This is a genomic window from Vibrio sinensis (assembly GCF_003605645.1).
GTDB classification, from domain to species: Bacteria; Pseudomonadota; Gammaproteobacteria; order Enterobacterales; family Vibrionaceae; genus Vibrio; species Vibrio sinensis.
Map to the genome: position 1 here is coordinate 85,157 of NZ_QVMU01000015.1, position 22,101 is coordinate 107,257.

Annotated in this window: 18 protein-coding genes and 1 other annotated feature; of the genes, 9 read left to right on the plus strand and 9 right to left on the minus strand. The window is 43.4% G+C overall.

Features of this window, described 5'->3' with window-relative positions:
* Position 1: 1 nt before the first annotated feature.
* The 3 genes from DZ860_RS15235 to trpL2 form a co-directional block, all read right to left on the minus strand.
* Positions 2-607, minus strand: a complete 606-nt coding sequence (locus DZ860_RS15235; protein WP_120032829.1) for an aminodeoxychorismate/anthranilate synthase component II — start codon at positions 605-607, stop codon at positions 2-4.
* A 6-nt stretch (positions 608-613) separates the two neighbouring features.
* Positions 614-2,176: an anthranilate synthase component 1 gene (locus DZ860_RS15240; RefSeq protein WP_120032832.1), complete on the minus strand. Its 1,563-nt coding sequence runs from the start codon at positions 2,174-2,176 to the stop codon at positions 614-616.
* Between the two features lie 122 nt (positions 2,177-2,298).
* Positions 2,299-2,413 (minus strand) — a sequence feature (Trp leader region).
* Positions 2,360-2,485, minus strand: a complete 126-nt coding sequence (gene trpL2, locus DZ860_RS24885) for a tryptophan operon leader peptide (RefSeq protein ID WP_120032835.1) — start codon at positions 2,483-2,485, stop codon at positions 2,360-2,362. (Overlaps the previous feature by 54 nt.)
* 90 nt (positions 2,486-2,575) lie before the next feature.
* On the opposite strand from trpL2, the gene rnm reads away from it, so the two are divergent.
* From rnm to rluB, 3 genes are all read left to right on the plus strand, one after another.
* The gene (gene rnm / locus DZ860_RS15250) at positions 2,576-3,442 is read left to right on the plus strand and encodes an RNase RNM (protein WP_120032838.1); all 867 of its coding nucleotides are present in this window, start codon (positions 2,576-2,578) and stop codon (positions 3,440-3,442) included.
* Positions 3,443-3,629: 187 nt separating this feature from the next.
* On the plus strand, positions 3,630-4,250 hold the full coding sequence (locus DZ860_RS15255; RefSeq protein WP_120032841.1) for an L-threonylcarbamoyladenylate synthase: 621 nt from the start codon (positions 3,630-3,632) through the stop codon (positions 4,248-4,250).
* A gap of 105 nt (positions 4,251-4,355) precedes the next feature.
* Entirely contained in the window at positions 4,356-5,300 is a 945-nt protein-coding gene (gene rluB, locus DZ860_RS15260) for a 23S rRNA pseudouridine(2605) synthase RluB (RefSeq protein ID WP_120032843.1), read from the plus strand.
* A gap of 282 nt (positions 5,301-5,582) precedes the next feature.
* On the opposite strand, the gene cydC is transcribed toward rluB, so the two are convergent.
* From cydC to trxB, 3 genes are all read right to left on the minus strand, one after another.
* Complete coding sequence (cydC, locus tag DZ860_RS15265; protein ID WP_120032846.1) at positions 5,583-7,304, minus strand: heme ABC transporter ATP-binding protein/permease CydC; 1,722 nt, start codon at positions 7,302-7,304, stop codon at positions 5,583-5,585.
* A complete protein-coding gene (cydD, locus tag DZ860_RS15270; RefSeq protein ID WP_120032849.1) occupies positions 7,297-9,084 on the minus strand; it encodes a heme ABC transporter permease/ATP-binding protein CydD in 1,788 nt (595 codons plus the stop codon). Before cydD ends, cydC begins: the two co-directional genes overlap by 8 nt.
* 159 nt (positions 9,085-9,243) lie before the next feature.
* Positions 9,244-10,206, minus strand: coding sequence for a thioredoxin-disulfide reductase (gene trxB / locus DZ860_RS15275; protein WP_120032852.1), 963 nt, complete (start codon positions 10,204-10,206; stop codon positions 9,244-9,246).
* A gap of 501 nt (positions 10,207-10,707) precedes the next feature.
* On the opposite strand from trxB, the gene DZ860_RS15280 reads away from it, so the two are divergent.
* Both DZ860_RS15280 and DZ860_RS15285 read left to right on the plus strand, forming a co-directional pair.
* A complete protein-coding gene (locus DZ860_RS15280; protein WP_165862911.1) occupies positions 10,708-11,364 on the plus strand; it encodes a 2OG-Fe dioxygenase family protein in 657 nt (218 codons plus the stop codon).
* Positions 11,348-12,574, plus strand: a complete 1,227-nt coding sequence (locus DZ860_RS15285) for a cysteine desulfurase-like protein (protein WP_120032858.1) — start codon at positions 11,348-11,350, stop codon at positions 12,572-12,574. The genes DZ860_RS15280 and DZ860_RS15285 overlap by 17 nt, the downstream gene beginning before the upstream one ends.
* Positions 12,575-12,658: 84 nt before the next feature.
* On the opposite strand, the gene DZ860_RS15290 is transcribed toward DZ860_RS15285, so the two are convergent.
* Positions 12,659-13,483, minus strand: coding sequence for a DUF2797 domain-containing protein (locus DZ860_RS15290; protein WP_120032861.1), 825 nt, complete (start codon positions 13,481-13,483; stop codon positions 12,659-12,661).
* A gap of 255 nt (positions 13,484-13,738) precedes the next feature.
* Here DZ860_RS15290 and DZ860_RS15295 point away from each other — a divergent pair, with 255 nt between their 5' ends.
* Entirely contained in the window at positions 13,739-15,049 is a 1,311-nt protein-coding gene (locus DZ860_RS15295) for a GGDEF domain-containing protein (protein WP_133305445.1), read from the plus strand.
* Here the strand turns inward: DZ860_RS15295 and DZ860_RS15300 are convergent.
* Positions 15,039-15,911 (minus strand): SanA/YdcF family protein, encoded by an 873-nt coding sequence (locus tag DZ860_RS15300; RefSeq protein ID WP_439333144.1) that lies wholly within the window; start codon positions 15,909-15,911, stop codon positions 15,039-15,041. The two genes, DZ860_RS15295 and DZ860_RS15300, sit on opposite strands and share 11 nt — an antisense overlap.
* 369 nt (positions 15,912-16,280) lie before the next feature.
* Complete coding sequence (locus DZ860_RS15305; RefSeq protein ID WP_120032869.1) at positions 16,281-17,975, minus strand: NAD-dependent malic enzyme; 1,695 nt, start codon at positions 17,973-17,975, stop codon at positions 16,281-16,283.
* Between the two features lie 146 nt (positions 17,976-18,121).
* Here DZ860_RS15305 and DZ860_RS15310 point away from each other — a divergent pair, with 146 nt between their 5' ends.
* The 3 genes from DZ860_RS15310 to DZ860_RS15320 all read left to right on the plus strand — a co-directional run bounded on the left by DZ860_RS15310 (position 18,122) and on the right by DZ860_RS15320 (position 21,875).
* Positions 18,122-20,482 carry a helicase-related protein gene (locus DZ860_RS15310; RefSeq protein WP_120032872.1) on the plus strand — a complete coding sequence of 787 codons (2,361 nt, stop codon included), beginning with the start codon at positions 18,122-18,124 and terminating at the stop codon, positions 20,480-20,482.
* Between the two features lie 264 nt (positions 20,483-20,746).
* Positions 20,747-21,124, plus strand: a complete 378-nt coding sequence (locus DZ860_RS15315) for a transporter (protein ID WP_120032875.1) — start codon at positions 20,747-20,749, stop codon at positions 21,122-21,124.
* A gap of 118 nt (positions 21,125-21,242) precedes the next feature.
* Positions 21,243-21,875, plus strand: a complete 633-nt coding sequence (locus DZ860_RS15320) for an outer membrane beta-barrel protein (RefSeq protein ID WP_120032878.1) — start codon at positions 21,243-21,245, stop codon at positions 21,873-21,875.
* The last annotated feature ends 226 nt before the right edge of the window (positions 21,876-22,101 follow it).

The window sequence follows — 22,101 nt, forward strand, 5'->3', positions numbered from 1 at the left end:
ATTATCCGTGAGTGTGGCTCGAAATGTGGCTTGCAAGCGCCCATTCAATGGCGTTAGTGAGTAACGTCGCGCCATAGGTGGTCATGATTGATTCCGGATGGAATTGGAATCCACACACTTTGTCTTGTTCTTGTACGACAGACATAACCAGTCCATCGACTTGCGCTGTGACGGTCAGCACATTTGGTACTTCCGTTGCGACCAGAGAATGATAACGAGCAATGGCAAGCGGCGAGGGGAGGTTGGCGTAGATAGGATGAGCATCATGAGCCATCATAGACACTTTGCCATGGACAATTTCACCAGCACCCTCTACTTTGCCCCCGTAGGCTTCAACGATGGCTTGGTGACCAAGACAGATTCCTATCATAGGCACTTGCCCTTTTAAGCGTTGAATCACCTCAGGCATTGAGCCGGCATTCTTTGGCGCTCCTGGGCCGGGTGACAACACCACCACAGGATCGCTTAGTTTTTTTACTGCGGCCTCAATAACTTCTGCCGCGATGTTATTTCGATAAATCGTTACGCTATGGCCTAGTGTGCGAAATTGGTCTACGAGGTTGTAGGTAAACGAATCGAAGTTATCAATGAAAATGATATTTGCCATAGCCAGTTACTCCTTATGTGCCATTTGAATGGCAGAAATAACCGCCTGTGCTTTACCGCGTGTTTCATCAGCTTCGGATTGAGGATCGGAATCGAATACCACACCCGCGCCAGCTTGAACCTGAGCGACACCGTTTTCTACGTAAGCAGAACGAATCACAATACAAGTATCAAGTGTTCCTTCACCGGTTAAATAGCCGACGGCGCCGCCGTAGCTGCCACGACGAGCCCCTTCGACATCCCGGATTAACTGCATGGCTCGAATTTTTGGCGCTCCAGTTAGTGTGCCCATATTCATGCACGCTTGATAAGCGTGCAGAGCATCAAGATCATCACGTAACTGCCCCACAACACGTGAGACTAAATGCATCACATAGCTGTAGCGATCGACTTTCAATAAGTCAGCAACATGGCGTGAACCTGCGCGAGCAATGCGCGCAACATCATTACGAGCTAAGTCCACTAGCATCATATGCTCGGCGTTTTCTTTTGCATCACAGCGCAGCTCTAGCTCGATGCGGCTATCGAGATCAAAATTTATCGACCCATCTAGATTCTTACCTCTACGGCGTGTTCCTGCGATAGGGTAGATTTCAACTTGATTGGTTTGGGTTTCATACTTAAGCGCGCTTTCAGGCGATGCCCCAAATAGAGTGAATAACTCGTCTTGCATGTAAAACATGTAAGGGCTTGGATTGCTTTGCTTGAGCTGTTTATAAGCTGCAAGAGGAGACGGGCAAGGTAATGTAAAGCGGCGCGACGGTACCACTTGGAAGATATCGCCATTCACGACATATTGTTTAAGGTCACGAACGATCTGACAAAATGATTCATCAGCAATATTGGTCGCGACATCAGTGCTACTCAACTTAACGGCTGGTGGCAACATTTTTGGAGCTGCGCATTGTTGATGTATATCGTTAAGTCGCTTAGTCAGTTTCTCTTTCTGGCTGTTATCAACATATAAAGAGGCTTGTAAATGACAAGACTCTGTTTGGTGATCGACAACCAATAGTGTTTCTGCAACATAGAAGACGTAATCTGGGCACTGGTTTGTGGTGTCGGCATGGCCAAGTGGTTCGAAATTCGCGACAAGGTCGTAAGCAAATAATCCGCCAAGGAAAATAGCGTGTTGAGGCTGGCCCCTAAGTTCAAAGCTGTGTTGAATTAAGCGCAGAGCATCAAATGAAGAGGCCTCTCTTAAGCGAGAATCTTCATCCAGAATATTGTTTGGTTCAGAGAATTCTAATGTTAATTTTTTGCCATCAAAGCTGTGAGCAACATCGTCTTGAATATTGAATTGAATATGATGAAGTAAATTTTGACCGTTATCCGTCAGCGCAGTCATCGTCACTTGATGACCAAAACAAATGATGCGAACGGCAGAATCGACGATCAATAAGCTCTTTAAGTTTTGTTTTGAGTCTATTTCAGCAGATTCAAGCAAAAGACTGTCAGACTTATCGCCACAGAGTGTATGGAAAAGTCGAGTCGGATCTTGAGCGTATGGGACCGTCGTACTCAGTACGTCGATCTGACCTTTCTGGCGAATTTCAATGGTCTTGTTCACAAGACCTCCTTTTGAATTTTTCTTCCTGCCTGACATAGTCGCATAAAGCAAACGTTACCCCAATGGTCTAAATGAGTAATTGGTGGATAATTGAACAACACAGTGGCGACAATATCGACATAATAAAAAAGCCCGCTAAGATTAGCGGGCTATGTGAGATTCTTTTATTTGTTTCAAACGAAACTAAAAGTGCACAGTGGCCCGCCACGAATTTGACCAAATACGCCACCAGCTAAGCACAGTAAAACGTTCCATTGAGGAATCTACTGTAACTTTCACTTTCTGGTTTCGGTTAAATTCTTGTAACATAGGGCACCGGAATAGGTCTTTTGTATTTGCGTACTAGTTAACTAGTGCAGCGTTAAAAAGTCAACCCCTAATAAAATTTTAAGTAAAAAAATGAGAATAGACTTACACAGCCACACAACGGCATCGGATGGGCGACTATCTTCTGAAGAACTGATTGAACGCGCAATGGGTTTTGATTTGGATGTGTTAGCTATTACAGATCACGATACGATTGATGGTTTAGCCGCCGCGCACCAATATGTAAAAGACAACCAGATCGCGATGAAAATCATCAATGGCATTGAAATATCGACGGTTTGGCAAAATAAAGACATTCATATTGTTGGTTTGAATATCGACCCGACAGCTCCACAACTGACACAGCTTATTCAACAACAAAAAGAACACCGTAAAGGGCGTGCTCAGTTGATTGCTCAGCGATTAGAAAAAGCAACACGCGAGGGCGTTTTAGAAGAGGTTCAGCTACTTGCTGGCGATGCTCCTATTACACGCGCTCACTTTGCTAAATGGCTGGTGGAAAATGGTTTCGCTAAAAACATGCAGCAAGTGTTTAAAAAGTTTTTGACCCGCAATAATCCCGGCTACGTGCCACCGACATGGTGTTCTATGCAAGACGCGGTGAGCGCTATTCATGCTGCTGGAGGGCGCGCAGTACTAGCACACCCAGGACGTTATGACTTAACTGCAAAGTGGATAAAGCGCTTGTTGACGGCGTTTGTTGAGGCTGGAGGCGATGCGATGGAAGTTGCGCAACCTCAACAAGCGCAACAAGAAAGGCGCAACTTGGCAGATTATGCGATACAATACAAACTATTAGCTTCTCAAGGTAGTGACTTTCACTATCCATCCCCTTGGATGGAATTGGGAAGAAATCTCTGGTTACCCTCTGGGGTCGAGCCAGTTTGGAAAGATTGGGGTATCGAGCCTTCTTTAGATTCGAACGATACACCAGAATAAAATAGTCGAAAGACTGATACCAATACCACTGACTTAATCTTTGACTGCGTGTAGAGCATGTTGTCTGAGCAGCGCTTTTTCGTGTGTAACGCACTGCTTTAAATAAGAAATTGTCGCCTGCTTGTCCCATAAGGATGAGCACTAGTATGAGGTGGTCGATGGGGTTGGTATTACATGAGGAATTACAATGAGCCAGTTTTTTTATGTTCATCCAGAGAACCCACAGGCTCGCTTGATCAGTCAAGCCGTAGCAATCATTCGTAATGGTGGCGTTGTCGTTTACCCGACCGATTCAGGTTATGCACTAGGCTGCCAACTTGAAAACAAACAAGCATTAGAGCGTATCTGCCAGATCCGTCGTTTAGACGAGAAGCATAACTTCACCTTGCTGTGCCGTGATTTATCTGAAATTGCACTCTATGCACGTGTTGATAATACTGCATTTCGCTTGTTAAAAAATAATACACCTGGTCCTTACACCTTTATTTTTAAAGGAACAAAAGAAGTGCCGCGTCGTTTAATGAATGCTAAGCGTAAAACGATTGGTATTCGTGTACCGGATAACCGCATCGCTTTGGATTTGCTTGAAGCATTAGGTGAGCCTTTAATGTCGACATCGCTGATTTTACCAGGTAACAGTTTCACTGAATCTGACCCAGAAGATATCCGCGATAAACTAGAACATGCCGTTGATGTTATCCTTAGTGGTGGTTACCTTGGTGAGCAACCAACGACAGTAGTTGATTTTAGCGAAGACGAAGCTGTGATAGCGCGAGTTGGTTCAGGTGACCCTGCTCCATTCGAATAGTTAAAATTTGATGCTTTTGCGTTGAGAATTTAATATAATATGCGACCGCGATTTCCGGTCGCATATTTCATTCGACGTCTGAGAAGACGACACATAGGTAGTTAGATGAACGAAAAATTACAGAAAGTATTGGCACGTGCCGGTCATGGCTCTCGTCGCGAATTAGAAGCTTTAATCAAAGCTGGTCGCGTGAGTGTGAATGGTATGGTAGCCAAGCTTGGTGAGAGACTTGAAGACGAAAACGCCATCGTGCGCGTCGACGGTCATGTTGTGTCTGCGAAGGCGCAAGAAGAAGTAGTTTGCCGCGTATTAGCTTATTACAAGCCAGAAGGTGAACTGTGTACTCGTCACGATCCAGAAGGTCGTCGTACTGTTTTTGACCGTTTACCAAAAATTCGTGGATCACGCTGGATTTCAGTTGGTCGACTAGATGCGAATACATCTGGCTTGCTTTTATTTACAACGGATGGTGAATTAGCTAACCGTTTGATGCACCCAAGTCGTCAGGTTGAGCGTGAATACCTAGTACGTGTATTTGGTGAAGTTAACGAACAGAAAGTGAAGAACTTGGTTCGTGGCGTTGAACTAGAAGATGGTACGGCACGTTTCGAAGACATCGTGTACGCGGGTGGTGAAGGTATGAACCACACGTTTTACGTAGCGATTAACGAAGGCCGTAACCGTGAAGTTCGTCGTCTTTGGGAATCTCAAGATACGACAGTAAGCCGTCTGAAGCGTGTTCGTTACGGTGATATCTATCTAGACAAGAAACTGCCACGTGGCGGTTGGATGGAACTGGATCTGAAAGAAGTAAACTACTTACGTGAATTAGTAGAATTACGCCCAGAGAAAGAAACGCTACTAGATGAAAACAAAGCGAATACATCACGTAAACGTGAACGTTCTCGTAGCCAAAAGATCCGTCGTGCGGTTAAACGTCACGAAGAGCGCGTAAGCACTCCTGGCGGTCGTAGCAACAACCAAGCTCGTCGTAAGCAACCACGCAAAAATGCAGCGGGTGAACAAGGTTCACGTAATAAACACCGCTAATTAAGCATAAGGTGATGAATTTCATCTAACGCAGTGGAAAAAATTAAAAAAGCAGCCGATTGGCTGCTTTTTTCTATCTATCTATCTATCTATCTATCTTTGCTATCAATAGCACAGTCTAAAATTAGCTTGGTACTTGTCATCGAATCTCGTTATAAGCCTTTTATTAAGCGGCTCTATAATGATAATTGGTTATCAAGAGCCGCTAAAAATAAAATACTCTGCTGTCGTGACAGTCACTTCCCGTTGTATTAGTTTGAGCTTATCTGAGCTTTAACTAAATTAAAGTGTTTGATTAAGCTCAAAATAGCGCCCTTGAGCGGCAATCAGATCATCATGAGTACCATGCTCGACAATCTCACCTTGTTCAATAAGGCAAATCGAGTCCATCTTATCGAGGTTAACCAGTCGGTGGGTGATAAACACCACGGTTTTCCCCTCAAAGTGCTGTTCAAATAACTGCAGAATTTGTTGCTCTGTCTGTTTATCAAGACCTTCAGTTGGTTCATCTAACAGTAGAATCGGAGCGTTATGTAATAAGGCGCGAGCAATACCCACACGACGTTTTTCACCGCCGGAGAGTTGTCGTCCACCTTCACCCAACCAAGTATCGAGAGCTTTATCTTCAAGTAAGCGTTCAAGACCAACCAGTGTCAGGGTGTTGGCAAGCTTGTCATCATCTGCATCCGGTGAAGCCATTAACAAGTTGTCCCTTAATGACCCGTTAAGGATGTCAACTCGTTGGCTAACTACGCTAATCGCTTGACGCAATTGACTTTCACTCCAAAGAGTAATGGGTTCTCCAGCTATGGAAATAGAGCCTTGCTGAACATCCCAATAGCGAGTGAGGAGTTGGAGAAGCGTGGATTTTCCTGAACCTGTTTGGCCGACAATCGCAATACGATGTTGAGCTGGAATATGTAGATTCACATACTTAAGTACCGTTTGGTCACTATCAGGATACTGGAACGAAACATCTTGATAGTGAATATCGTAGCATTCGCTGTGAGTAATAGGCGTAGTAGCAAACTGAACATCAGGTTCACTCAAAATAACATCATTGAGTCGGCGTGCTGACGTGAGCGTTTGACCTAGGTGTTGGAATGCTCCTGCGATAGGCATAAGCAGCTCTACGCTTGCCATTGTGGCAAACGCAACTAAAGCAATCATAGGATTAGGCAGTTGACCACCCACGCCATCCGCTGCCAGCCAAAGCATCAATACAATAGTCCAGCCGTTAGCGAGTAAAAGTAACCCTTGAGCCAATCCAGAAAAATGCGCGTTAATAAACTGATTTTTCAAAAGCTTATTTTGCGCCGTTAAAATCGCTTCGCGATAGCGAGTTTCTGCGCCAAACAACATTAATTCACTGTAGCCTTGAATCCAATCCAAGGTTGATATTCTTAGTTGAGCTTTGTGCAGGGTTAACTCGCTGCCGTTGCGCTTACCCATTTTGTAGAACAACACTGGCCAAGATAGCAACAGGACTAAGAGGATACCGCCAAGCGTTAAACCCAGCGTCATATCGAACCAGCAAACAAGTGCGGTTAAGCCAGCAATACCGAGTGTTCCAACGACTACTGGGCTGATAAGGCGAAGATAAACGTGATCCATTGCATCTACGTCAGCCACTAGGCGGTTTAGCAAATCTGCATCGCGTAAATTGGAAATTCGACCCGGAATGAGAGGCGCCAATTTAGAGAAGAAGAAAATACGTAGGTCGGTAAGCAACTTGAATGTCGCGTCATGACTAACCACACGCTCGCCCCAACGACCTGCGGTCCGCCCCATTGCGAAGCCACGAACGAAAGCGCCCGGTAACATATAGTTAAAAGTCTCTCGAGCGATGGTCAAACCGGCCACTGCCGCCGCTGATAAAAACCAACCGGAAAGGGTTAACAACCCAATTGAAGCGAATACGGTAAGTATTGCAAGTAACATTCCGAGCGATAAGCCAAACCAGTGTTTTTTATACAGTTTTAGATAAGGGAGTAAATCACGCATCTAAATTCCCCTTATTTGTTTGTTTTAGAACCTTATTCGCGTTTAGCATGGTTTGGAAAAGTCCCTCTTGATGAGAAAGTTCGTCAAAATTACCGGATTGAACCACAACACCATCTTGCATCACCAAGATCTGCTGAACGTGCTGAAGAGGGGAAAGCTGGTGCGTCACCATCAATGCGGTTTTCTCTTGAATTTGATTACTCAAACCTTGCATAACGAGACGTTCACTTCGGGCATCTAAGCTGGCTGTGGGTTCATCAAGTAGCCAAAATTGTCCATCTTGAATCATGGCTCTTGCGAGAGCAATTCGTTGTGCTTGTCCAACAGAAAGGCCACCAGAGCGGTCAGTAATCGGATATTCCAAGCCGTGTTGGTTGACGAACTCCGCGGCGAACGAGTCATTAAGTGCTTGCTGAATTTGTTCGTCACTAATGTTTTCTCTGCCCATCGTGATGTTGTCGCGGATAGAACCATGCAGTAGCAAGGGATTTTGACCAACCCAACTGATGTGTTTACGCCAATCATCAAGGTTGAGTTCAGTACGTTCAATGCCATTGATCGTTAATGAACCAGAGTAAGGTAAGAAGCCCAGAATTGCATTGACTAGACTTGTTTTGCCTGCGCCACTTGGCCCCACCAGTGCTGTGGTTTCATTGGTACGGATGGTGAAGTTAACAGGCCTGAGTAGGCGTTTCCCCTCTGGACTGAATACTTCAAGATCATGCGCTGAAATGGTAATACCTTGAGCTTTAGGTAGAGGGGTGTCACCAGAACGAACTGTGCTAACATCTGTTTCTAGAAATTCTACGATGCTCTCTGCTGCGCCTACCGCTTGCTGTTTGGCATGGTAGAAAGTGCCTAAATCTCGCAGCGGTTGGTAGAATTCAGGCGCTAAGATAAGGATAAACAAACCCGCAAAGAGAGTAACACCAGTACCGTAATCTCCAAAATTCAATTCGCCTATAAAAGCAAAGCCAAAGTAGACCGCCGTTAGAGCAATAGAAATTGAGGTAAAGAACTCAAGTACAGCTGAAGAAAGGAAAGCAATCTTCAAAACATCCATGGTTCGGCTACGAAATACTTCTGACGCGCCTCGCATGACTTCAACTTCTGCTTGAGTGCGATCAAATAGTCGAATGGTCGTCATTGACTGTAAGCGGTCATAGAAATGGCCCGACAAACGTTGTAGAGCTTTAAAGTTTTTACGGCTTGCATCAGCGGCTTTCATACCCACCAGAGCCATAAATAAAGGAACCAGTGGTGCCGTAATAAGGAAGATTAAACCCGCGGCCCAGTTGACAGGGAAGACAACAATTAGAATAACGAACGGAACCAATACCGCCAACGACATTTGTGGTAGATAGCGAGCGAAGAAGTCGTGCATGTCTTCAACTTGTTCCAATAAAAGCGTTGCCCATGAACCAGCAGGCTTGCCTTTAATATAAGCAGGACCAAGCTCTCGTAATTTATCGAGAATTAACTGTCTAATATATAAGCGAATTTGTTCGCCGCAACGAAAACCAGCAATTTCTCTTCCCCATGAGCATAGGGCGCGAACTGCTATAGTAGCGGCAAGTGCAAAAAAGTAGCCGACAAGTTCCGACTTATCAACATGTTCCATGATGAGCTGATGGAGAATAGTGGCGAGCAGAGCGGCTTGCGCTAACAAAAACACACTTGATAATACGCCAAGGCCAACAGCAATCATTAACCAGCGTTTCGCTAGTTTACTCTGCTGCTTAAGCCACTTATTCAAGCTGCGTTGTTTCTTTTTATCCATTATGAAAGCTTAATAATAATTATTTTCGGTATTAAGCTCAGCATTATACAAAAGAAAGCCCCATGGGAATACCACGGGGCAGTAGGGTTTTGATTTTAATCGTGACTAGAGGTTGCAAACTTAGATCTAACTAGCCGATTATCACCGTCTGGCGTGTAATTATGCGTTGTCTGCGAGAGAATCTAAGTATCGCTCAGCATCCAGCGCCGCCATGCAACCGGTACCTGCAGAAGTAATCGCTTGGCGATAGTTATGATCCATCACATCACCAGCGGCAAATACACCCTCAATACTCGTTTGAGTCGCATTACCATCAAGGCCTGATTTCACGACAATATACCCATCCTTCATCTCAAGTTGACCTTGGAAGATGTCGGTATTTGGTTTGTGACCAATAGCAATAAATGCACCCATTACATCGATCTGCTCTACGTTGTCAGAACGAGTATCTTTGATTCGAACGCCTGTTACGCCCATATCATCGCCAACGATCTCTTCTAATGTACGATCGGTATGGAGAACAATGTTGCCGTTTTCAACTTTATCCATCAGGCGATTGATGAGGATTTTCTCTGCACGGAATGTATCACGACGGTGGACTAAGTGAACTTCCGCTGCGATGTTAGAAAGATACAGTGCTTCTTCAACGGCCGTATTACCACCACCAATAACCGCAACTTTCTGGTTACGATAGAAGAAACCATCACAGGTAGCACAAGCTGAAACTCCGCGACCTTTAAACGCTTCTTCTGATTCTAAACCAAGATATTTTGCAGAAGCTCCGGTAGAAATCACCAAGGCATCACAGGTGTATTGTTGGCTATCGCCCATCAATTTGAATGGTCGAACACTTAGGTCAACTTCATTGATGTGATCAAATAGAATCTCAGTCTCAAAACGCTCGGCATGCTCTTTCATACGGTCCATAAGAGCAGGGCCAGTTAGACCTTCAGCGTCCCCTGGCCAGTTCTCAACTTCTGTTGTTGTAGTTAACTGACCACCTTGCTGCATACCTGTGACTAGAACCGGTTTTAAGTTCGCTCGTGCTGCGTAAACCGCCGCGGTATAACCCGCAGGACCGGAACCGAGTATTAATAAATTACAGTGTTTTACGTCGTTCATTCGTGCTCCATTAGCAGTATCACAGATGATAAGAATGCGTTGTGATGATGAATTTCATCGATTGTAAGCAATATATGGTGAATGTAAAAGGGCTTCAATAGTGACGAGTATCCAATTGGTTATAGGATATACCGTTACAATCAAATTAGGGCTTTTTTGTCACATTTAACCGTTCTATTTGTTGTATGTTGATTTAGCAGAAAGTGAGGTATGTATCGCGTAATTGTACTTAAATAATGTTGAGTGACAATTTAAGTTGTTGAAAATATTTAATTAAATTGCTTTTATAGCGAACTAAACTGCTTTGAGTAAACCATGCTTTCGCTATCTGGACTTATCAACCAGTAATTTTGATTAATAAGGTTGATAGTATCGATTTGATTAATTTAACAGTTTCAAATGCCAAAATATATTGATCTTACAACATAAGTGCGAAATGATGGTGTTAATGAATTGTTAATAAAGAATCGTAAGCAATGTATTTTCATTAAGGAGTCGATGATGTTACATGGTCACGTTAATACGCTACAACTCACGCAACTTAGTACAGAAACGTTAAACCAGCTTTCCCCCTCTTTTTCCCAGCTTCCTCATACCGAACACGCTGATGGTCAATATCGTTTGAGACGGTACTCAGTTATCAATTTCAGTGATGGCATTGTTTCTGCTGTTGATGATCGAACTTTCGTCCAATCCGGTGATATTAATCGCTTTCAGGGTAATGTGGTTCGTAGCTTTGAACCTCTACTGAGTACCACGCTAAACAGCGCTGGCTTAAATGAAATGTGTCGCTTGTTTGTTGAAACAAACGGTTTACCGAATGGCCAAGAAATTGAGATACACCAAATGCGAATTTCAGCGGTATTTGATGAAACCGCAGTTGCACCAGAGGGGGTTCATCAGGATGGTTTTGATCATATCGCATTGATTGGTATTAAACGACATAACATTGTTGGCGGTGAAATCATGTTGTATGCCAATAACAACGAAGCGCCATTTTTTAGGAAAGTGCTCGAAAATGGAGAAGTAACCATGTTGGCAGACTCAAAGTTGTGGCATAACGCCTGTCCAATCCGAACTGTCGTTGATGGAGAGCTGGGTTATATGGATTTGTTCGTATTGACCGCGAAAGGAGAGAAAAATGCGCTTCACTCCTAATGCAGTTCGCACGCAGTTTAGTGCTCTCAATCAGCAGTTTAATGACTTAATGGCGATTTTTCTTGATGGACCTGGAGGATCGCAAGTTCCTACGCAGGTGCTGAATGAAATGACGCATTACCTTGGGCACTACAATTCCAATTTAGGTGGACACTATTTTTCAAGCCAATTGACCACTGAATTGATATTAAACGCTCGTCGGGCAGCACAAAGCCTGTTAAATACAGAATCGCCAGACAACATTGTGTTTGGAGCAAACATGACGTCGCTGACGTTCCAGTTGAGCCGTGCTATTTCTCGTGATTGGAAACAAGACGATGAAGTTATCGTGACGGCACTTGATCATTATTCAAATGTTTCAAGTTGGCAACAAGCAGCGGAAGATAAAGGAGTTTTGGTTCAACAAGCGCGTATAAATGTGGCGGATGGAAGTTTGGATGTTGACCATTTACTCTCCTTGTTGACAACGAAAACCAAAGTAGTGGCGTTGACCTACGCGTCAAATACTACGGGATCGATTGTGGATATTAAAACCATTATTGACGCCGCCCATTCCGTTGGAGCAATGGTCTATATTGACGCAGTCCATTTCGCGCCCCATCAATTGGTTGATGTTCAACAGCTTGGGTGTGATTTTTTGGTTTGCTCAGCGTACAAGTTTTTTGGTCCCCATGTCGGTATCGCATACGTAGCCCCTAAATGGTTGCAAACTTTGCGCCCTTACAAAGTTGAGCCAGCGACAGATATTGGCCCTGGGCGCTTTGAAACAGGTACCCAAAGTTTTGAGGCACTGGCTGGATTGATTGCTTGCGTAGATTATCTCGCTCAGTGGGGAAATAAAGACGATTCATTGCGACAGCGACTAGTGACGTCGTATGAGCAATATAATCAACATGAAGCTGCTTTGAGTGAACGTTTTTTGACGCGTCTGAGTGAGCTAAATGGGGTTCGACTATGGGGCAAAAATATAGCCGACCCAGCCAAGCGGACTCCTACGTTTGCATTAACGTTTGACCATCATTCTCCTGAAGCAGTGGCTCAATATTTAGCACGTAGCAATATCTGTGTTTGGAATGGCCACTTTTATGCCTTAGGTCTTATCGAACAGTTGGGCTTAACAGCAACGGGTGGAGTGGTCAGAGTTGGATTAATGCATTACAACACTTTAGACGAGGTTGATGCATTATTTGATGCGCTAGCCGGTTTGTGAACAGTGCAAGCAACTAGATAAAGACAAAACCCACCAATCAATTCGGTGGGTTTTGTCTTTAGATGGCGATTTGAGCTGAGACGCTTATTCGCTGACTTCAACTTCATAGGACGTGAATTTACGCACGTTAATCACACCGGTATCAAAAATTAGATATTGCCCTTTGATACCTTGGAGAAGCCCTGTCACGATGGGGTTCTTATCAAAATTGTGTGATGTAATTTTCGTTGGATGTTGAGTGACCGGATATTGAATCGTTGTTGTCTCCGCGGAGAGAATTTCAATCGCATCTTCACCAAACTGTTGACGGATTTCGTCAATTTTAGCTTGGACTAAAGGCAATAGTTCTGCGAAACGTTCCTCTAATGCAATAGGTGCACCATCCCCTTTAAGTAGAGTGCGCCAATTGGTTTTATCCGCAATATGTTTAGCTAACTCGACTTCAATTAGTCCAGATATTTGACGCGTTTTGACTTTGAGGATCGGTAAACCTTGAGTCGCCCCTTGATCAATCCAGCGTGTCGGAATTTGGGTGTGTCGTGTGATCCCAACTTTTAGGCTCGAAGTGTTTGATAAGTAAACATAGTGATCGACCATACAGTTGGCTTCGCCCCATGCAGGCTCACGACAAGTGCCTTGATCGTAGTGGCAAGTTTCTGGCTTTAGGATGCACATATCACAACTAGCCAGTTTTTTCATACACACAAAACAGTGGCCTTGTGAGTAGCTTTTTTTGGTTTTCTTGCCACATGAACAGCAAAATATGTTGCCAGTATGAATAAGGGTAATGCTTTTACTAATAAACGGTTTTAAGTCAACTAGCTCATCACCAACCGGGAGTTGATAGTGGACTTGATTGTCTAAACTGGAGTGCAGTTTTTTAAGCGTTCCTTTTGCAATGATTGACATGACATAGCTCTTTCTATTGTTGTTGGTGTCGACGCACCATTTATATCGACATTTTAACAGAAATTAATGATGAAACGGTGTTGTTTCGCCACTTATACGCGATTTGTGTAAGGGGAATGTTGCTTGTTGCTACAAAATAAAGCTGATATGCGTCATATTTATAATGCAACAATAAATTAATTAGTCGCAAATGTGCGACTATGTGTTTTTGTTAGCTCGAATTAATTATTCGCCGATCGTTGACAGGAATTAACAGTGAAACCAATACATAAAATGATCCTTATACTAGGTTTTATCACGACCGTATTGGTGTTGTTGTATTGGTCTTATGGTCATACGAAAACAATGACGGTGTCACCAAAAAAATTTTCTTATTTAGCGGATAACGATCAGATTCAGCGTGGCCGTTCAGTTACTTCTCTTACGGTGACAAATGATACAGCACTTCTCCAATGTGAGCTAAAACCAAGCCCTAACTTCAAATGGCCTTACTGTGGACTTTCTATTCAAGTTAACAATGATCCGACTATCGGCATAGACTTATCTGATTATCATACTGTTCGATTAAATGTGGATTTTGAGCGACTTGATAGCCATGACTTGCCGACAATGCGCTTCTATTTACGTAATTTTAACCCCGAATATTCCGTCAGAGAAAATGAATACAGTTATAAATATAGTGGTTTAGAGTTTACCCCAGAACGTAGTAATCCTATCGTAGATATTTCGATGCATGACCTTCAGGTTAAGCCTTGGTGGATAATCGATAATAATATTGCCGCTCACCACTCGGCACCTGAGTTTTCCAACATTACGATTATTGAACTCTCGACAGGTGCAGGCAGTCATTACGGTGAATATCAGATGGAAATTCGAGGTATTGAGTTCGTAGGTCATTATATTTCTGGTCAATATTTTATCCTGCTCTTATTGTTTATATGGGTAGTCTCTCTTACGGTATTTTTTATTGTAAATAGTTGTAGAAGTCATAAGTTAATATTGAATGCACGAACGCGTCAGGAACATTTACATAACCTGATTAAAGCGATTGGACGACGAAACGCTGAGTTTACTGAATTTGGTTATAGGGACACCTTAACAGGAGCGATGAATCGCAAAGCAATCTGGCATTGGCTGGAACAAAATTTTGAAGTTGATTTGTATCAGGAGCGCGACCTCTCGGCAATTTTCATTAATATTGACCATTTTAAAAAGATTAATGATCACTTCGGTCAAAAAGTAACTAACGATATTTTAAAAGAGTTTACACTAGTTATATTGGAACTGCTGAAGCCCACACATCAATTGGCGCGCTGGGAAAGTGAGGAGTTTGTTGTGTTCTGCCCCGACACTCCTTTGGAAGAAGCGATTCAATTGGCGGAAGTGATTTGCGAGAAAATAGAAATCTATGTTTGGGCACATAAGAGTACGCTAACCGCCAGTCTTGGTGTAACCAGTTTAGGCGATGAGCGTACCAATGATATGTTAGTTAGAGCGGGTGAAGCGTTACATCTAGCCAAACATAATGGCTGTAATCGTGTCGAAGTGGGGATCGCTATTCCGTAGTTGCTTGAGGCAAAGATGTTGGTTGATTTTCGATAGCCTCACTTTCGACAAGTGTCTCTGTCGCGATTTCTTCTATTGCCGTATTCTCATTGACAACATTCTTCTCAATCGCTTGATTCGTTTTAGTCACTACTTTCTCTTCAATTACCGTGCGTTCATCAGTCAGTCGGCTATCTTTTGACGGAATCGGCTCTTTAGGCCCAAGAAAACGTGGCTCGGTTTGCGTGATATATAAATCAAGGACGGCTTTCACCCGTGCAAATACTTCTCTAAAACGCACTTTGAAACCGGAATGTTTTGTTGGTCCGGGAACCGCTAAGCATTTTGCTTGAATATCATAAAAATTCGCGATAAATAGGGCTCGTTCACAGTGAAACTTCTGCGAAATGATCAGAAAGTTATCCGTGTCGAAAATCTCTTTGGCTCGAACTACCGAATCGAGTGTTCTGAAACCAGCATAGTCGAGAAAGATATGTGTATCAGGCACTTGTGCTCTTAATAAATCACGTTTCATTGTCCAAGGTTCATTGTAAGAGCGATGGGCATTATCTCCGCTCAATAAGAAATTATTTACTTTCCCTTGGTCATACAAACCGATGGCGGCGTTGATGCGATTGATGTAGTACTCATTAAGTGTTCTACCAAGGTATTTACTGGTACCAAGGACAACCGCTACATCGAAAGCGGGTATTTTTTCAATCGAATGGAATAACTGGTCCTGAGTAGAGTAAGTGACCCAACGATCAATCGCGAATATGGCAAAGCCACCAAGAATAATACAAATAGAAAAATAGCGTAGCGCTTTGCGCGCTCGGGCTAAATAGGATGGATGATGCTTCGGACGATGTAACATATTTCGCACTAAGTTGGTTGATTCCTTTGGGCTTACGCACCCGCCAATATAAAACAGGTAACGGCAACACACAATATGATGCAAGTATTGAACGTGCTGATTGTCCGAGTTAGGTAAGGTGTCGGCTCTAGAGTGATTGCTTTATGAGCAAATAAGTCATATTCATCAAGATGTTGGCCTAATTGATAAAATTATTACTATTGACCTTATTCAAAAGATAGCAGTTATTAAGTTGATAGGCACCATGATCAAAGGACTCTTTGGAACAGATAAATGCGCCTGTCCTGAAAATTATGCCGAAAAGTAGACATGCGCCTAAACGTAGCCAGTTCGGAAAAGTAGATAAAAAAAGCCCCTGAATAGTTCAGGGGCTGTATGTTAAAATGCAGTACGCTTATAGCGGCGATAAACCGGCTGCCAGAAATGGGCTTCGATGGCTTCTTCTAGAGCTTCATCTGTGATTTCTAAAGCGACACCTTGTTCGATAGCTTTCTTAGCGACTGCGAATGCAATCTTCTTCGATACAGTGTGAATGGCTTCGAGCGGTGGCAATAAAGCGCCTTGACCATTAATACCAAGTGGAGAGCAAGTCGCAAGTGCACGGCTTGATTCCATTAACATCTCGTCAGTAACACGGCGAGCTGACACCGCAAGAACGCCTAATCCAATGCCAGGGAAGATGTAGCTATTATTACATTGGGCAATAGGGTAGCTCTTACCGTCATGAATAACTGGTTCAAATGGACTACCTGTTGCGACAAGCGCTTCACCGTTTGTCCAACGGATTAGGTCAACAGGTGTTGCTTCTACACGACTAGTTGGGTTTGATAATGGGAAGATGATCGGACGAGGACAGTGTAGGTGCATCTCTTTGATGACTTCTTCACTGAACAGACCCGGTGCACCAGATACACCAATCAACACAGTTGGCTTCGCATTTTTCATTACATCAAGTAATGAGAAGCCATTGCCGTCAGCTTCATTTTCCCAATCAGCAGTTTGAGAGGCGAGTTGAACAAGGCGTTGTTGGAAGTCTAATAGATTAGGCATTCCCTCTTGTAGTAAGCCCCAACGGTCAACCATGTATACTTGCGAACGTGCTTTCTGATCTGAAATACCTTCAGATACCATTTGTGCGATGATTGCTTCTGCAATCCCGCAACCTGCAGAACCTGCGCCTAAGAAAGTAATACGTTGATCAGATAGCTTGGTGCCTGCGGCTTGGCAAGCGGCTAACAATGAGCCTACTGTTACGGCAGCAGTACCTTGAATATCATCATTGAAGCAGCAGATGTTTTCTTTGTAGCGCTCTAGCAGCGGCATCGCATTTTTTTGTGCGAAATCTTCAAATTGAATTAGTGCATCTGGCCAGCGACGTTGAACCGCCTGGATAAATTCATCAACAAACGCATCATAATCAGAGCCCGTAATACGAGGGTGACGCCAACCCATATACATGCGGTCAGCTAGGCGTTGTGGATTGTTGGTGCCAACATCTAATACAACAGGCAGCGTGTACGCTGGGCTAATACCACCACAAGCGGTATAAAGAGCAAGCTTACCGATTGGAATACCCATCCCACCGATACCTTGGTCACCAAGGCCAAGAATACGTTCACCATCAGTGACAACGATGACTTTTACGTTGTGGTTTGCTGCGTTGTTAAGAAGGTCATCAATGCGGTCGCGGTTTGGGTACGAGATAAATAGGCCACGTCCACGACGGTAGATATTAGAAAAGTTTTCACACGCAGCACCAACTGTTGGTGTGTAGATGATTGGCATCATTTCAGTGATGTGGTTTTGCACCAATCGATAGAAAAGTGTCTCGTTAGTATCTTGAATATTGCGCAGATAGATGTGTTTATCCATATCACTTTCAAAACTGCGATACTGTTGGTAAGCGCGTTCAACTTGTTCTTGGATAGTTTCAGTTGTTTCTGGAAGTAAACCTTCCAAGTTGAATGAAATGCGTTCTTCAGTGGAGAAAGCACTGCCTTTGTTGAGCAAAGGAGTACTCAATAGCGCAGGGCCTGCGAAGGGGATATAAAGCGGACGTTTATCGTTATTCATCACGAACCTATTGTCAGGGAGAAAGGAGCCAAAAAATCTACCAGTCGATATTTAGGCATAGCAGTCATATTGTAAACTGAATCTGCCTGCATCTGAAAACGGTTTAGGTATATACTTTGCCACCTTTCAAAAAAAGTTTGTCAAAAATGCATTGCTTACCTATTGATAGCCTTAAAAATACCGTTCTTGATAACCTTCGTGTCGGCAATCTGGTTGTAGAAGCGGAGACTGGGTCGGGAAAATCTACTCGTTTACCATTATGGGCAAGTCAGATTGGTCGAGTGTTAGTTATCGAACCGAGAAGAATCGCTTGTACCTCTTTAGCTCTATTTTTGGCTGAACAAAGTGGTCTAGGTTTAGGTAAGCAGATTGGTTATGCGATCAAATTAGATCAAAAATTTGATGAAAAAACTGAGATCGTATTTGTTACACCCGGAATTGCATTGCGTTGGTACAGTGAAAATCAATTGACCGATTTTGATGTGATTATCGTGGATGAATTTCATGAGCGTCGCTGGGATATCGATCTTCTAGTTGCATTACTTAACACAGAGCAACATCGGTCAAATTATTCACATCGAGTGGTGATCACTTCTGCCACCATCGAAGGTGGAAAATTGGCTAGATACGTCAAAGCGCAGAGGCTTCAAGCTCAAGGACGAAACTTTCATGTGTCACTTCAGCATGTGGCGACCGAGTCTAGACAACTGCCTGATATACGTAGACTTGAATCACGGGTAAAACAGGAGGTGGAGCGGCTTAGCCTTGAGCTCGAGGGGGATATTTTAGTATTTCTGCCTGGGCGTAAAGAGATCAATGCATGTCAGCAAGCATTAGCTGGTCTCGACCGGCTTATTGTTCCGCTTCATGCGTCAGTCTCAGAGCAGGAGAGACAATGGGCATTGAATATCCAACCTCAACCGAAAGTGGTGTTAGCAACAAACGTAGCGGAAACATCATTGACGATTCCAAATATCGTGGCGGTAGTAGATTCTGGTCTAGAAAGACGGACTGAGCAAAGAAATGGTCGAACAGCCCTTAGCTTAAAACATATATCCAAAGCCAGCGCAAAACAGAGAATGGGACGAGCAGGGCGTGTAATGGACGGTGTGTGCGTTCGATTATATGGTGAGCATGCTGCATTATCGGAAGTGACACCTCCAGAATTGCAGCGCGAATCATTAACTGAAGCGATGTTGGCTGCTGCAAGTTGTGGTGCTGCGTTAAATCAGCTTGCTTTTATTGATCCGCTGCCTGAAAAGTCACTTCGACAAGCAACCGATATTCTTCGCGCGATGGATGCTATTGATGATAACGGTTTGGCAACGGCACATGGCCATTTAATTTATCCACTACCTATCGATGCTCTCTACGCCGATTTAGTTACCCGCATGCCAACAAAAGCACTTCGTGAAGCTATGGTGGATTTGACCGCAGTGTTAGCAACACCAGCCAATTTTTATCGGTGTACTGGGGATGAAGAAGCACAGCTACGTCTAGAGCAACAAGAACCTCTTGGTTGTGATGGTCAGTTATCGATTCGTCTATTGAGAGGTGATGAGTTTGATGGCGTAGTCGTTGATCAGGACGTAATGAAAGAAGCACAAGCACTCTCACAACAAATGCGCGAGTTATTTGAATTACCCCGGTTGAGTGTGGCTTCCCGTTATCGTCATGCAGATCTTATTTTAGCGATTGGTAGTTTACACCCTGAACTGGTGTTTGTTCGTCGTGAAAAGCGCCGAGAGGCATTTGCCAATGGGGAACTTGAAGTGATCTTAGGTCGCGATAGTCGCTTTAAATCCCAGTCGGAGGCCGCGTTAGTTTTAGATACTCACAGTGTCCCCGGTCGAGGGGTAAAACAAACACTCACCTTAGCAACAAGAGTGATGCCAATACCATTAGAAATGATTGAGAAAATAGGGCTAGGGGAGTGGCAGCAAGGTGAAGCTACTGTCATCGGCGATGAGACATTCGTTGAGCTAAGCTTGCTCTATGCAGGACGTAAGATACTCACGCGTCAGCAAGAGGCTCAAGGTGAATTGGCGATCAAGCCTATGATTGAAGCAGTGAAAGCAAATAGTTTATTGCCAGGACTCTATCAGCAAAGAGAAAAAGAAATTAGACACTGGAAGCTATGGATTGAACTAGGAGAATGCGAGGAACTTGTTGATCACGATGATTTAACATTCGAATATTGGTTTGGTGAACAATTAGCATTGCTCGAGCTCACCGATATGGATGAATTAATGTTATTTGAATGCGATGATTTTATGTTCGACGGCATACCCGATTGGCAGTACATGGATTTTGCAGAGCGCTTTCCACTCGAACTTGCCTTAGGAGACTTGAATCTCTCTGTTGAATATTTCGCCAAAAAGAAACTGATATACGTGGTTTACCAAAATGGGTTGCGTAAAGGCGATCCAAAACGATGGGAATTACCTCGCTGGAGTGGTTGGAGAATCCAATATAAGAAAGCAAGCCGCATTCTTGATATTAAATAATGAGAATATTACGCAACGGATCACCTATATGATTATTTTGTAGGCGACATGTTATAGGGTTGATTTTTATATAGCTTTTCATGCTTGTTTTTGGGAATAAAAGACGAATGTTTTATATCCTATTGCTATAAAGAATCGGATAGATGATAGTTGACTTGAACTTTGGGTATCGAGTGTCTGGCTAGTACTTAATATTATTCAGATAGATTGTCCCAAGCTCTGGTTGGTTAGATAAACTGTGTTGCCGAGGCTACGGGGGATGATATGGAACATCAAGGCAAGGCATGTGTGATATTCGACTACACCTCTTTTTTGGGGGCTTCTTGCAATAAAAAGTGGACGTTTTTGGAAGCAATGAGTTCTTTTGCTCCGATTTTTAGCGTGGCGTGGAAAGATACCGTTAATAGGGGGTTATCTCCTGAAGACGAGTTATGGGATTTGGCGATGAAATCAATGTCGGCAGGTCGTAGTGACGAATCAAACTTACGTACACTAGTTAAATTGGCAAAGGATCAGGGGATTGCTGAGCTTAAATTAGTGATGCCCTATGAGTTAGATAATCAACAGTTAGAACGGATTCAAACAAAATCAAAAGTGGTTATTAAGCGTTTACAGCAAGACGAATTAAGCATTACTTTTTAAGGGCCCTCGCGGGCCTTTTTTGTTATACCCCTTAAATTTCAACCTTGATTGCAGAAAATTAGCGTTTTTTTGTCTATCATCAGGGAGTTACATTTTTAATGGATTAAAGAGGTATTGAATGGAAATAAAAGCAACTTGGCTCGCGATTCCTTTTCTTTGTTTTGCCCCTTGGTATGCCAGTGCCGAGCAAGATACTAATAATGCGTATTACCGTTTTTTGTACGCTGATCTCAGTGCTGGTTCACTAAATGAAAATTTAGGTACAAATAGCAATGTAACTGCGTTAGATGTTGGTGGGAATTGGTTGCCAACCGATAACGTGATTGTCTCTTTTGATTACTCAGCGCGTTTTATCCACCCAGATATCACGACAACGGAAATCTATACCCTGTTACCAGGTGTCGGCTACCGATATGGGATCGCTAATAATTTTGATGTTTATGCTATTGCGAAAGCCGGGTTTGTTTGGGCTAAGCAGACTAACGATATCACTGACGAAAAATTAGAAAGTGATGATGAGTTTATGCTCGGCGGAGAGCTTGGCGTAAAGTATGCGCTCTCTTCTGCATTACAACTCGGTGCATCGGTTGAACTAAATCGCAGTGATTTAATTGACGAAGATGTCTATACGCTAGATGCAAACTATCTTGTTTCAACCAGATTTTTACTGGGTGGATTTTATCGTCATAGAGAGGGCGATGGTACAAATAGCACCAATGAGGGTGGTGTTTCGATTAAATTCCTCTATTGATTCTAAACCCCCTCAATTACGTTCAATGATTAGTTAGTGAGGGGGATGTTCTTATAAACGTTCTTATAAAGTCTTATAAAGGACAGGCACTGAGGGATCCCCACAAACTTAAATCCTAAGCTCTTGAGCCAACTGTATTTTTTGGCAGAAGGTATTTATAGTTCTTCGCCAAGATGACATTGTTATAACTAGATATTTGTTTTTTAATACTCGTTTCCCAAGGGTG